Here is a 15,369-nt window from a genome sequence, read left to right on the forward strand (position 1 = left end):
CAATTATCTTTTTAAGGTAAAGTGTCCTCTAAATTCTTTTTCAACTTCGTCTTCATCATAGATCACCTGGAACCAGTAGTCGCTAGATGGCATCGGGTTTCCGTTGTAGGTTCCATCCCAGCCTGGACCCAGTGGACTCAGCTGCTTGAGTAACTTTCCGAATCTGTCAAATATATAAATTTTTGCCGTAGGGTTACTGGCGATTCCTATGATGTTCCACGTATCGTGATAGCCGTCTTGGTTCGGGGTGAAGAACAGGGGATAGTCGATCACACCCACCGGGATACTCACGCTTCCACATCCGTTCTGATCCACTATGGTCACTATATGATCTCCCGGACTCACATTGGTGAACAAACCACTCTCCTGAAGCGGCCCGTCATCCAACTGGAAGAAGTACACGCCCAGTCCGCTAGCCTCCGCCTGGATCTGATGATCGTCTGCAAAGGCGTTGGTGATCACCTCGGCACTGAATGTGGTCGGTGGCGAGGATACCGTTACCGTGGTCGAGGCCTCTGCGCTACATCCCAAGCCGCTGGTGGTCTCCGTTGCAATAACCGTATAAGTTCCTCCTGCTCTGGCTACAATGCTCGAAGTGGTCTCTGGCAATGGATTGCCGTTTAAGAACCACTCAAAAGTATAGTCCAGGTCACTAAGACCCGTGTTTAGTACCGGTGGGGAAGCTTCGCCCGATTCGTTCTGGATCGGATTGCCAAACTCATCCACACACAGTCTGTAACTGTCCTCCAAGCTGATCACCGGTAGTGGTGATACCTCTAGGGTGAGTGTGGTGATGGCAAAACAGCCCGTGTCCGTATTGGTCACTCGGGCCCAGATCACCTGTGGGTTCTCTGTGTTGATATAACTGTCCGGTAGTGCATTGTCTCCCGTAGTGGCGTCTGCATCACTGGCGTGGTAGCTAACCACATAGATCACCGGATCTTGTCCGCCCAGTATCTCTGCATCTTGGGTAGAGAGAGTAAACTCTCCGATGCCGTCCGTGCCGTCGCCTACATTATCACAAATGCGGTACACCGCTGCTGGCGCAGTGGCCGTGGCGCCTTCTCTAACCTCGATGTTAAAGCTCTGCGTGGCCGAGTAACAGCCCGTTACCGTATTGGTAATGCGTACATAGATCGTCTGTGGGTTGGTCACATTCACAAAGGCCTCTGGCGTGGCAATGGCGTTGATGCCTGCATCGGCATCGGCCTCTACCTCGTGGAAGGTCACCTGTAAGTCTGTAGGATCTTGTCCGCCTAGGATCTCTGGGATCTTCGTGTTTAGATCAAAGGTCGCTACCCCGTCGGTGGCTACCTCACAGATGATATAATCACTCACCTCCGGAGCCTCCGGTAGTGGATGCACTATAATCGGTAACTCTACCAAGGTAAAGCAGCCTGTGGTATCATTGGTAATGCGTACCCAGATGATCTGTGGTGTCTCTATATTGCTGTAGGCCGTCGGATCGGCTATGGCCAAGAGTGGATCGCCTATCCTAGCATCGGCCTCAGTTTCATAATAACTCGCCGATACTCCTGGCTCTCCGCCTATGATCTCTGCCTCTCTTTGGGTTAGGTCTATAACCTCTATCCCATCGCCTACCGTTACTTCATCACACACCGCTATCGGATCTGGATCCGTGTTCGGTGATGGATTAGGCAATACCCGTATCGTTAAGGTAGTGAACGACACACAGCCTGTGTCACCGTCCGTTACTCGTACCCAGATCGTCTGTGGGTTCACCGTGTTGGTGTAGTCCGTAGCTGGGTCAATGGCGTTGGTATCGTCTTGAGCGTCCATCTCTGTGGTGTAGTACTGTACCAGTAAGCCTGGAGCTCCTAGGGTAATGTCGTCTTCTGCCTGAGTCAGATCAAAACTTGCAAAACCGTCTGCGGTCTCATCGTCACAACGCTCCAAAGCATCCAGATCGCCTGGCGCTGCAATAACCGGCGGTAGACTCACAATCAGCTCAAAGCTACCCACACTCGCGCAGCCCGTTACTGGGTCAAATAAGCGTACCCAGATCGTCTGCGGATTGGTCGTGTTCACAAAGGCCGCTGGCGTTACTATTGGCATCACCCCGGCCAAGGCGTCTGCCTCGCTTAGGTGATAAGTAAGATCCAGCGTCGCTGGGTCTTGGCTGCCGTAGATCTCCGGATCTTTGGTGGTTAGATCAAACACCGCGATGCCGTCATCGTCGTCGTCACAGATCACATAGTCTTCGATCTCCAGAGGTAGCTCTGGGGAATTCAGTACAATAAGCTCCAACTCTACAATGGTAAAGCAGCCTGTTAGGGTGTTCTCTACCCTAGCGTATACGATCTGGCTGTAGGCCACAATGTTCGCATAAGGCGAGCTAAGTGGGAACAGATCGGCCTGCGCGTCTGCCAAGGTCTCGTGGTAGCTCACCACTACATCCGGCTCGCCGTTAATGATCTCTACGTCTCTATCGGTGAGTATAAAACTATCTACAAAACCGTCGTTGTCCGCATCACAGATCTCTATTGGAGTAGGATCTGGGGTTGGACTCGGTTGTGGGTTTACGCGTAAGTCTAAGGTAACCACATCGCTTACAAAACAGCCCGTGTCTGGATCCTCTACCCGTACGTAGATCGTCTGTGGGTTGCTCGTGTTGGTGTAGGGACTCGTCAGTGGGTTGTCTCCCGTGTCTGCATCCGCGGCCGTCTCGTGGTAGGTCACTATCAGCGAAGTGTCGCCTCCTGTGATCTCTGGGGTGGCCAACTCCAAGTCAAACTCCTCAACCTCGTCGCCCGGATTGTTCACATCACAAAGCTCCAAAGGCGCCGGTGGGAAAACCTCCGGTGGGAAGTTTACAATCAGCTCTAAGGTCGTGGTTGCCGTACACAAATTCGTGTTGTCGGTAACCAATACAAAGACCGTCTGTGGGTTGGTCAAGTTCGTATAGGCCGTAGCAGGAGCGATCAGCGAAGTGAAGGCCGCATCCTCATAGTATTCTACCGTATAGTCCGCAGGGTCCAAACCGTCCAAGATCTCTGGGTCCTTCACCGTTAGGTCAAACACCACTATGCCATCGTCGTTGTCATCACAAGCCAGTAAGGGCTCCGGATCTACGATCTGTGGCGTGTCTAAGACGATCAAGACTAACTCTACAATATTGAAACAGGCATCACCCGTAGTCACTGCATTTTCAACACGTGCATATACCGTTTGTGTACCAAACACAATATTGTTATACGGACTCGTTAATGGCAGCACACCATTTGTCGCGTCTGCGAAGGTCTCGTGATAGGTCACAATGACATCAGTAGCTCCACCAGTAATCTCCAATGTAGCATCTTCTAAGGTAAAGACTCCGAAGCCATCATTGTCAGGATCACAATACTCCAAAGGCGTTGGAGTAATCGCGGTCGGCGCATCTAAAACCTCTAAGTCTAAAGTTGTAGTTGCATAACACCCTGTTGTAACCGATTCTACGCGAACGTAGATAGTTTGTGGGTTCGTTACATTGGTATATAAAGTCGGAAGCGGTGCAGTACCTGTATCTGCATCGGCCAATGTCAAATAAAAACTTACAGCAAGATCCACAGCTCCACCAGTAATCTCTGGGATCTTAACCGTTAAGTCAAATTCCGTGAAACCATCGGCAACTCCAGTATCACAAAGCACATAAGGTTCCGGATCTACCGGTACCGGATCTGGTGGGTTATTGATCACAAAAGGTCCCGGGATAACTTCTGAACAGTCGTTTAAAGTAATGGTTACATCTGTCACTGTTCCGGCTAAAACACCTCCAACAACAACTGTACCTGTAGCATCCGCAGTAAAAGCTACCGCCGCTATAGGCGTCCCGTCTAAGGTATAGCCAATATCATAGGTAAAACCAGCAGTAAGCCCTGTAACCGTAATAGTACCACCCGGGCCACAAATTGTGGAGTCGGTAACACTAACTGCAGGGGTTAAAATAGGATCGTTTAGAACATACGGCCCCGGATCTACAGTAACACAAGGTGTAGATTCAACCGTAATATCCGTGTAAGTTCCATCGTCTAATCCGCCTACAACAATGACTCCAGTGGCATCAGAAGTATAGGCAACTGGCCCAACCACTACTCCGTCTACAGTATAGGTGATAAAATAGGTTGTTGATGGATCTAGACCACTTAAAGTAAGAGCCCCGTCAGAATCACAAAGCACAAGATCTGTGGTCGCTACCGTAAAGGTGATCGGTGGGTAGGTAATTGTATACGGCCCTGGATCGACAATAGAACAGGCCCCTTGTTCCACAGTAACATCGGTATATGTTCCTTGCGGAAGGCCAGTGATAATAATATTTCCAGAGGCATCAGTGGTGTAGGTCACAGGCCCTACAACTACACCATCTACAGTGTAAGTAATATCATATGCTTCGGATGGATTCAAGCCAGCAATGGTCAAGGTTCCATCTGGAGTACAGGTGGCTGGATCTGTAGTAGTAACCGTAAAGGCAAAGCCTGGATAGGTCAAAATGTAAGTACCTCCATCGAAAGAATCACAACCCCCGAGAGACACATTGATCAAGGTATAAGTTCCTTGATCTAAACCAGTGATGATAAACTCCCCTGCAGCATCCGTAGTATAGCTAACAGGACCAACTGTTACCCCGTCTACAGTGTAGGTGACGTCATAAGTTGTAGAAGCCGCCAAACCTGAGAATGCCAAAGTACCATCGGCGGTACAACCAGTTGGTTGTGTTGGTGTAACCGCGTACAATGGAGCACCTGGATCTATCAATGTTACTACATCTGCAGCCATAAAATCACAACCCAAGGCATTGGTCAGCGCGAACATATCGTAAACGCCTGCATCTAATCCGGCAATGACTATATTTCCAACTGCGTCAGAGGTTAGAGAAAGTGGACCAACTGGAACACCGTCGTCCTCGTAGGTTACATCATATGTTGTAGAAGGAACCAAATTGGTAATGGTAATGAATCCATCGCTAGCCCCACAAGCTGTAGGATTGGTTCCGGTAAATCGAATCAAAGAAGGAGTGGTTACAATTCCTGTTCCGGTAAAGTCGGCAAAGGTGTACCAGTACACAAAAGATTGCGATTCCCCTGGATTCAAGGTACCAATATTAAAGGCTATCGAGATAGCTTCATCTGCAGTATTGGTCGCTCCTTCGGTTTGTGTAAAACCAATTCCATTCCAGATATCAGAAGGGTCTCTGTTCGCAAATCCTCCAAAGGTCACTCTTGATCTGTTGTCACTGGCATAAAAACACACATTGGAACCGTCTGCGTCAGGTTCAGAGGCTGCAAGTGGATCTTGAAATGCACATACAAATGCAATTGGATCGAGTGCATCTGCTTGGGCGATGATCTCGTTATCGGTAGTAAAACTTCCGTTAATTGATTGGTTGTTGTCTGGATCCACATTGTGCATCCAAAAGATATCGTTCTTAGGTGTCGCTCCAATATTGGTAAGTATGGTCTCCATCTGAATAAAGAGTCCAAAACCAGTCACAATAACACGGCGATCTATGCGAATATCGTCTATCTGACCAGACCAATTGATAACCGCCAGCTCCCCACTACAAGGGTCGGCTTCAATTCCTGCGGAGGTAATAGCCCCTGGAATATCAAAAATTGGTGGCGGTGAACCAGTCGAAGCCCTGTTATTATTATAGGCAATACCGTCTATCTCGATCGCAAAGCCCTCCTCCGGAGAACCTGGCGTGAAATAACAACCGTCATAATCTACCCAGCCGTCACGTTGTGGGTTTGCTATGTATCCAAAAAGATTGTTTCCAATATCTCTCGGGTCGTGGAAAAAGGGCGGAGCCAAACCGGCCGGAGCTCCAAAGACTCCATTTTGAGCAAGTCCTACCTCCATATAAGAACCACGTGCAAAGGCAACATCGCCCACCATCATGGCTTCTAAATCACCATTACCTATGATACATTGAATATTAATATCATTAGAACTAGAACAACCAGAAGCATCGGTAACCGTTAAAGTAACATCGTAAATTCCATTGGCAGCATATGCGTGGTTTACCGTTGTTCCAGTGTCTGTGGCACCATCACCAAAATCCCAATTATAAGTTGCTCCAGTACCGTCCACACCGAAAGTTCCACTTCCGTTAAATGTGATCACATCTAAAGGATCGGCCACAATAACGCCGCCAACGTCGGCAGGGGTGGATCCATCCCAGTTGGCAGTCACCAACTGACAACAGCTGATATTGGCATTCCATCCGGCACCGAAAATCACAGCATCAGAAACAAAGCGTATCGTAAGGCATCCGGATACATCTGTAGTCTCTACAAAGCCAGGACTAGCTGCTCCGGTAAAAGTACCTATCAGCGGAGAGGCTGTGGAAGGACCGTCATAGATCTCCATAAAATCTCCTACGGCCAAATTGAAAGCGGTAAAATCCAATTCAATTCCAAGCCCAGGAATATCTGAACAAAGCGTTATTGTAAAATCTTCATTGTTAGAATAAGCACCAGCGGTTCCTCCGGAGTCCGTAAAATTTCCAATACAAGTATTGAAGGTTCCGTCTTGCATTAAGATGGTCTGGGACCAACCAACATAAGAAAGACAGAAAAAGAGGAGTAAAACAAGCTTTTTCATGGTAGGTAGTTTAGCTTTCAAATATATCGATCATTCTTCGGCACGAAGGCAAAAGTTAAACAAAATCTATGACTAACACCTTTTATTAACATATTTCTGGACCAAGTATTACCTTTTCAAGCTAAAGTGGCCTCTAAACTCTTTATTTACACCGTCTTCCTCATAGATCACCTGGAACCAGTAGTCGCTAGATGGCATCGGGTTTCCGTTGTAGGTTCCATCCCAGCCTGGACCCAGTGGACTTAGCTGCTTGAGTAACTTTCCGAAGCGATCGTAGATATAGATCTGCGCCGTCGGATTGCTCGCTATTCCTATGATGTTCCACGTATCGTGATAGCCGTCTTGGTTCGGGGTGAAGAACAGCGGATAGTCGATCACGCCCACCGGGATACTCACGCTTCCGCATCCGTTCTGATCCACTATGGTCACTATATGATCTCCCGGACTCACATTGGTGAACAAACCACTCTCCTGCAGCGGCCCGTCATCCAACTGGAAGAAGTACACGCCCAGTCCGCTAGCCTCCGCCTGGATCTGATGATCGTCTGCAAAGGCGTTGGTGATCACCTCGGCACTGAATGTGGTCGGTGGCGAGGATACCGTTACCGTGGTCGAGGCCTCTGCACTACATCCCAAGCCGCTGGTGGTCTCCGTTGCAATAACCGTATAAGTTCCTCCTGCTCTGGCTACAATGCTCGAAGTGGTCTCTGGCAATGGATTGCCGTTTAAGAACCACTCAAAAGTATAGTCCAGATCACTAAGGCCCGTGTTTAGTACCGGTGGTGAAGCTTCGCCCGATTCGTTCTGGATCGGATTGCCAAACTCATCCACACACAGTCTGTAACTGTCCTCCAAGCTGATCACCGGTAGTGGTGATACCTCTAGGGTGAGTGTGGTGATGGCAAAACAGCCCGTGTCCGTATTGGTCACTCGGGCCCAGATCACCTGTGGGTTCTCTGTATTGATATAGCTGTCCGGTAGTGCATTGTCTCCCGTAGTGGCGTCTGCATCACTGGCGTGGTAGCTAACCACATAGATCACCGGATCTTGTCCGCCCAGTATCTCTGCATCTTGGGTAGATAGGGTAAACTCTCCGATGCCGTCCGTGCCGTCGCCTACATTATCACAAATGCGGTACACCGCTGCTGGCGCAGTGGCCGTGGCGCCTTCTCTAACCTCTATGTTAAAGCTCTGCGTGGCCGAGTAACAGCCCGTTACCGTATTGGTAATGCGTACATAGATCGTCTGTGGGTTGGTCACATTCACAAAGGCCTCTGGCGTGGCAATGGCGTTGATGCCTGCATCGGCATCGGCCTCTACCTCGTGGAAGGTGATCTCCAAGTCCGTTGGATCTTGTCCACCTAGGATCTCTGGGAGCTTCGTGTTTAGATCAAAGGTCGCTACCCCGTCGGTGGCTACCTCACAGATGATATAATCACTCACCTCCGGAGCCTCCGGTAGTGGGTGCACTATAATCGGTAACTCTACCAAGGTAAAGCAACCTGTGGTATCGTTAGTAATGCGTACCCAGATGATCTGTGGTGTCTCTATATTGCTGTAGGCCGTCGGATCGGCTATGGCCAAGAGTGGATCGCCTAGTGTAGCATCGGCCTCAGTTTCATAATAACTCGCCGATACTCCTGGCTCTCCGCCTATGATCTCTGCCTCTCTTTGGGTTAGGTCTATAACCTCTATCCCATCGCCTACCGTTACTTCATCACAAACCTCTATCGGATCTGGATCCGTGTTCGGTGATGGATTAGGCAATACCCGTATCGTTAAGGTAGTGAACGACACACAGCCCGTGTCCCCGTCCGTTACTCGTACCCAGATCGTCTGTGGGTTCACCGTGTTGGTGTAGTCCGTAGCTGGGTCAATGGCGTTGGTATCGTCCTGAGCGTCCATCTCTGTGGTGTAGTACTGTACCAGTAAGCCTGGAGCTCCTAGGGTAATGTCGTCTTCTGCCTGAGTCAGATCAAAACTTGCAAAACCGTCTGCGGTCTCATCGTCACAACGCTCCAGAGCATCCAGATCGCCTGGCGCTGCAATAACCGGTGGCAAGCTCACAATCAGCTCAAAGCTACCCACACTCGCGCAGCCCGTTACTGGGTCAAATAAGCGTACCCAGATCGTCTGCGGATTGGTCGTGTTCACAAAGGCCGCTGGCGTTACTATTGGCATCACCCCAGCCAAGGCATCTGCCTCGCTTAGGTGATAAGTAAGATCCAGCGTCGCTGGGTCTTGGCTGCCGTAGATCTCCGGATCCTTGGTGGTTAGATCAAACACCGCGATGCCGTCATCGTCGTCGTCACAGATCACATAGTCTTCGATCTCCAGAGGTAGCTCTGGGGAGTTCAGTACAATAAGCTCTAGCTCTACAATGGTAAAGCAGCCCGTTAGAGTGTTTTCTACTCTAGCGTATACGATCTGGCTGTAGGCCACAATGTTCGCATAGGGCGAGCTAAGTGGGAATAGATCGGCCTGCGCGTCTGCCAAGGTCTCGTGGTAGCTCACCACTACATCCGGCTCTCCGTTAATGATCTCTACGTCTCTATCGGTGAGTATAAAATTGTCTACAAAACCGTCGTTGTCCGCATCACAGATCTCTATTGGAGTAGGATCTGGGGTTGGACTCGGTTGTGGGTTTACGCGTAAGTCTAAGGTAACCACATCGCTTACAAAACAGCCCGTGTCTGGATCCTCTACCCGTACGTAGATCGTCTGTGGGTTGCTCGTATTGGTGTAGGGACTCGTAAGTGGGTTGTCTCCCGTGTCTGCATCCGCGGCCGTCTCGTGGTAGGTCACTATCAAAGAAGTGTCGCCTCCTGTGATCTCTGGGGTAGCCAACTCCAAGTCAAACTCCTCAACCTCATCGCCCGGATTATTCACATCACAAAGCTCCAAAGGCGCCGGTGGGAAAACCTCCGGTGGGAAGTTTACAATCAGCTCTAAGGTCGTGGTTGCCGTACACAAATTCGTGTTGTCGGTAACCAATACAAAGACCGTCTGTGGGTTGGTCAAGTTCGTATAGGCCGTAGCAGGAGCGATCAGCGAAGTGAAGGCCGCATCCTCATAGTATTCTACCGTATAGTCCGCAGGGTCCAAACCGTCCAAGATCTCTGGGTCTTTAACCGTTAGGTCAAACACCACTATGCCATCGTCGTTGTCGTCACAGGCCAGTAACGGCTCAGGATCTGCGATCTGAGGCGTGTCTAAGACGATCAGTTGGAGTTCCACGATGACAAAACAATCTTCTACCAAAGGAGTTTCCACTCTTGCATAGATGGTCTGAGTTCCAAATACGATATTGTTGTAAGGACTTGAAAGTGGAAGCAATCCGCTTTCAGCATTAGCCTCTGTTTCGTGATAGCTAACCGTAAGTGTTGGGTCGCCACCAGTAATTTCTAAGGTTGCATCTTCTAGGTTGAATTCACCAAAACCGTCATTATCAGGGTCGCAATACGTCAGTGGTTCGGGCGTCATAGCGGCATCAGGATTCACTACGATCAACTCCAAAGGTTGCACTCCGTAGCAACCCGTAGAAGAATCATCGACACGAACGTAGATGATCTGTGGGTTCACCACATTGGTATAAATAGGCGGCAGTGGATCCACCCCTGCCTCAGCATCAGCATCACTAAAGTAATACTGCACAGAATAGAACGGATTCCCATCTATGATCTCTAGGTTATTTACGGTAAGATCGAACTCTGTAAAGCCATCTATCACATCATCCTCACAAAGCGCATATGGTGTAGGCACCGTAAAGAGCGGTCTGGCGATTACAAATAGATCGAACTGTCCCAATTGCACACATTCTTTTGAATCTTCAGTACGCACATAGATGGTCTGCGGATTGGTGACATTGTTATAAGCATCTGCTGGAGTGATTGGCGCAGCTCCTACGGCAGCATCTCCAGGTGTGGTATGATAAGTAATGGTAAGCCCTGTCGGGTCTGGAACAACTACAGTATCGTAAATAGTAAGATCAAAGGTCGTAGAACCGTCGGCTATTGGGTCGTCGCAAAGTTCAATACGATCAAAAGTTCCAATATCTGTTGCTGGAAGCACTATAAGTTCCAACTCCGTAGTAGAGAAACATCCGGTGATCGAATTCTCAATACGCGCAAAAACGATCTGCGGATTGGAAACGTTCGCATATGGAGAAACTAAGGCAGTTGCCGGATCTCCAACCTCAGCCTCAGCTAAGGTCAAATAGTAGTTCACAAATACATCAGGTTGCCCACCGATAATGTCTGCATCTGCAAGGGTCAGATCGAACAAGGCCACGTCGTCTGCATCATTATCACAACGCTCCAATGGTGTTGGCGGGAAGGCTGTCGGTGGAGCGTAAACAATAAGTTCCATCGGTGTCGTATCATGACAGCCGGTAGTACTATCGTCAATTCTCGCATAGATGATCTGCGGGTTCGAAGTATTGGTGTAAGGAGAAACCAATGCTCCTGTTGCTGCATCGGCATCGGCCTCTGTTAAATAATAAGTTACACTTAGCGTTGGATCTCCCCCGGTGATCTCCGGATCCTTTACCGTGAGGTCAAAAGGCGCAAAACCGTCTAGAACAGCATCGTCACAAATACCCAAAGGTGTAGGCGGCGTAAAAATAGGAAGCGGTAATACTTCAAGATCAAAGAGACCAATGGTCACACAACCGTCTGAATTAACTACTCGCACATAGATGGTCTGCGGATTGGAAGTGTTCGTATACGCATCTGCCGGAGTGATTGCAGGGGTTCCTGCGGAGGCATCCGCAGCAGTCTCATGGTAAGTGATATCTAGCCCTGTCGGATCCGCAGCGATCTCAAAATCCCAAAGAGTAAGATCAAATACGGTGAATCCGTCTGCTACATCGTCGTCGCAAAGTTCATAGGTTGGAAGTGGAGTTGCCAAGATCACGATCAGTTCCAACTCGGTAACATCATAACAACCCGTAACCGCATTTTCAATTCTGGCATAGACCGTTTGAGGACTTGTAACATTGGTATACGGACTTGGTAGCGCTGTGGCCGGATCTCCAGCTTCTGCTTCTGCCAAGGTGAAATAGTAGTTTACAAAGACCCCAGTTTGACCACCAATAATATCGGCATCGGCCTGGGTAAGATCAAACTCATCGATCCCATCCGTGTCGGTATCACATTCCTTAAGCGAGACCGGAGGATTCGCAAATGGCGTGTCCAAGACAACCAGATCAAAAGACTCGATCACAAAACAGCCTGTCGCAGCAACTTCTATACGCGTCCAGATGGTCTGCGGGTTAGTGGTATTGGTATACAACAATGGCAAGGCCGGAGCACCGGCTTCTGCATCTGCCAAGGTTAAGTAGTAACTCACGTTGAGTAAAGGATCGTCTGCCGTCATGGCCGTGGTTACAGTACTTAGATCAAATTCGGTGGAATCGTCTAGCACATCGTCATAGTCACAAAGCTCATAATTGACTGGTGGCGTATAAACAGGTAGCGGATTGATGATCAGATCAAATTGCCCAACTATAGAACAACCGTCTGTGTTCTCTAAGCGGACATATATGGTCTGCGGATTGCTTACATTGGTGTAAGCATCTGCTGGCGTAATTGGCGAAGTAGCCGCGTCTGCATCTGCTAATGTTTCGTAATAATTGATGGTGAGATCGGTAGGATCTGCAGTGACTTGGGTATCCCAAGAAGTGAGATCGAAGACAAAAAAGCCGTCGGTATCATCGTCACAGACCACAAAGTTTGGAATAGGATCTGCCAAGACAGGAGTGTCGTAAACTATGAGCTCTAGCTCGACTATATTGAAACAACGCGTAATATCGTTTTCCAATCGCGCATAGACCGTTTGTGGGTTAGTAATGTTGGTGTAAGGGCTCGCCAAAGCTGTTCCTGTTCCACCGGCTTCTGCATCGGCTGTGTTAAGATAGTAACGAACACTAACCCCGGTTGCACCATCGATGATCTGCGCATCGGCATCGGTTAAGGTGAAATCGGCAAAACCGTCGTTGTCGTCATCGCAAATGGTAAGCGGATCCGGAATACCCGGCACCGGTGCTGGGAAGAATTCTACAAGTACTTCGTCGGATACGGTACAACCCGAGGCAAAGATCGCCTCCAAACGATAAAGTCCGGGAGTATCAATGACAATGGTCGGTAAAGTTGCTCCAGGAATTGGATCGAAAACCCCTGTTGTATCGTTAAAGATGTACCACTGATAGGTGGCTCCAGGAGAACCTCCACCAGAACTCAAGGCAATGGTCTCGCCCTCGCAAGGCGCAGATCCGTCCGAGATCAAAATATCGTCTCCTAAATTAATATCGATGTCAAAACTACCCGCTTCTATAAATACAGCTGCGTCGTACAAGTCGTCTTGATTGTCTGCAATAACCAGTTTTATGTTGTAGGGATCGCCTGGAGTAACCATTCCCATCGCGGTAAGCACTGTGGTTTGCCCATTAAAATCAATCGGGGCTGTGGTCTCGTCTGCAAAGGGTAAAAAGTTATACGTATCAAAATAGATCTCATTGACCGCCGCACAAAAACCAGGAACTTCGGGCCTGATGTTGGTTACCTGAATAGGAATTGCCGTTCCGGGCAAAACTGCCAGATTCTCCACCACACCAGTAGCTGTGTTGGTCAAGATAAACGCAAAGGAATCCGAAAAGCTACATTCGAAATTCTGATTGTACTCCTCCGAAGCGAAAATAAAATCAAAAGCGATCTCGGGAATAGAAGGCACAAAGTCAAATTGGATGTAAGAAGCATTGTTAAGTTCTCCAAGTGGGATGCCTAAAATTGCAGCTAAGTCCGCATCACCTGGCCAACCTCCCGCTCCTAGGATCTCATCGTTAGGGCCTTCTGCCTCCTCTGCAGACCCCGTAGTCAATATAACTCCCTCTGCAAATGGAAAACCACTCCCCTCAGCGTTGAAATAACCAATCCCGTTCACATCGCCAAAATCGGTTCCGGTACTTGAGGTATAATTCGAACTCTCGGCACAAGGACTATCGATCAAAATATCTTCTACCAGCTCTTGAACCGTATAGGTGGTGGTATCTACATTAATAAAGGGGGATAAGGGAATATCCGAAGGCAAAATACAGCTAATGGCAGCTTCCCAACCGGCTCCAAAGACCACCGCATTAGACTGAAATCGTATAGTTAAACAACCCGTTGTAGTAGCAGGGCTCGTATAAACTGTTCCCGGAGAAGTTGGGCCGCTAAACGAACCTATTACCGTACCCGTAGTGTCTGGGCCGTCGTAAATGGTCATTACATCGCCTCCTGTTTCTGTGGCAAAGACGCTAAAATCCAAAGTAATTGCCATTCCAGCTGTGTCTGGACAAAGCGTTATGGTGAAATCTTCACTGTTACCGTAGGGAGCAGCTGTTCCACCAGAATCGACAAATGTTCCTGTGCAGGTGTTGAAAGTACCATCCTGCATGACAATGGTTTGCGAAAAACCATATAGCGTAGCCAGGAGGAAAAAGAGGGGAAATAAGAGCTTTTTCATCGCGTTGGTCGGTTGTTAGTTATAACGGCAGGCCCTGACCCTGAGGGTAAAGGAGCCTTGCAAGTAACTGAGATATATTGACAATCGCAATAAAATCAGCCGCTAAAACGGGGAAAAAAGCTGAATATTCTTAAACCCACTTTTGCTTAACCGTTACATATAGAACAGTTTAAACACAAAAAACCCGAATTATTTAACATTCAAGCTTTTCATTAAAGTTCAGTGTTTCGTTTTAAAGAGAGATCCGATATGTAAAATCTACATGAAATCGGCATCGAATTAAGTCTAAAAATTGAATTACAAGGGAGGCATTTCGTAATTTTGCAAAAAATAATTTCTGATGGAAACTCGTCGCGTTACAATAGAACCAACTTCGCAACCCACTATAGTCAAATTTGTTACAGATACCTTCTTGACACAGTCGGAAAGTTTTGAATTTGCGAATATAGATCAAGCCGGGCGCAGTCCTCTGGCTAAAGAGTTGTTCTTCTTGCCTTTTGTAAAGACCGTTTATGTATCTCAGAACTTTGTGGCTATTGAACGCTACAACATTGTGGAGTGGGCCGATGTACAGGACCAAGTAGCAGAGCAGATCGCTGCCTATTTAGATTCAGGAAAACCCGTGATAACTAAAGCAGAAGCTCCAAAGAATGTACCTGTTTCGGTCTATGCCGAGGTAACTCCGAACCCTTCGGTAATGAAGTTCGTAGCCAACAAGACCTTGGTGAACGATACTTACGAATTCAAGACCTTGGAATCTGCAAAGAATGCACCTTTAGCCTTGCGCTTGTTCCGTTTTCCATTTGTGAAAGAGGTCTTTATGAGCGGGAATTATATTTCTATTATGAAACTCGACGGAATTGAGTGGCAAGAAGTAACTCAAGAATTGCGTGACTTCATAACTCAGTATGTTGCTCAAGGCAAGACCATTTTAGACGATGCGATCTTGACCGAGGAGCGGCAGACCGAAGAAAAGATCGTACCCGTAAAACCACAAGAGCTAGAAGGCATTTCCAAAGAGATCGTGGAGATCTTGGATGAGTATGTAAAGCCCGCGGTAGCAGGAGATGGCGGAAACATCGCTTTTGATTCTTATGATGCTAACACCAAAACGGTGAAAGTTATTCTGCAAGGAGCCTGCAGTGGTTGCCCTTCTAGTACCGTGACCTTAAAGAATGGTATTGAGACCATGTTGCGAGAAATGCTCCAAGGAAAGGTATCTTACGTAGAAGCCATTAACGGTTAAAAACCACTTTTTTCGACCAA

The 15,369-nt window shown here is 48.2% G+C and carries 3 protein-coding genes; 1 reads left to right on the forward strand and 2 read right to left on the reverse strand.

The window, feature by feature from the left end:
• Positions 1-3: 3 nt before the first annotated feature.
• Positions 4-6,600 (reverse strand): T9SS type B sorting domain-containing protein, encoded by a 6,597-nt coding sequence (locus BTO09_RS03785; RefSeq protein ID WP_087523397.1) that lies wholly within the window; start codon positions 6,598-6,600, stop codon positions 4-6.
• Between the two features lie 108 nt (positions 6,601-6,708).
• Positions 6,709-14,103: a choice-of-anchor L domain-containing protein gene (locus tag BTO09_RS03790; protein ID WP_087523398.1), complete on the reverse strand. Its 7,395-nt coding sequence runs from the start codon at positions 14,101-14,103 to the stop codon at positions 6,709-6,711.
• A gap of 340 nt (positions 14,104-14,443) precedes the next feature.
• Between BTO09_RS03790 and BTO09_RS03795 the strand changes: the two genes are divergently transcribed.
• Complete coding sequence (locus tag BTO09_RS03795; protein WP_087523399.1) at positions 14,444-15,349, forward strand: NifU family protein; 906 nt, start codon at positions 14,444-14,446, stop codon at positions 15,347-15,349.
• Positions 15,350-15,369 lie beyond the last annotated feature (20 nt).

This window comes from Gilvibacter sp. SZ-19 (genome assembly GCF_002163875.1).
Lineage (GTDB): Bacteria > Bacteroidota > Bacteroidia > Flavobacteriales > Flavobacteriaceae > Gilvibacter.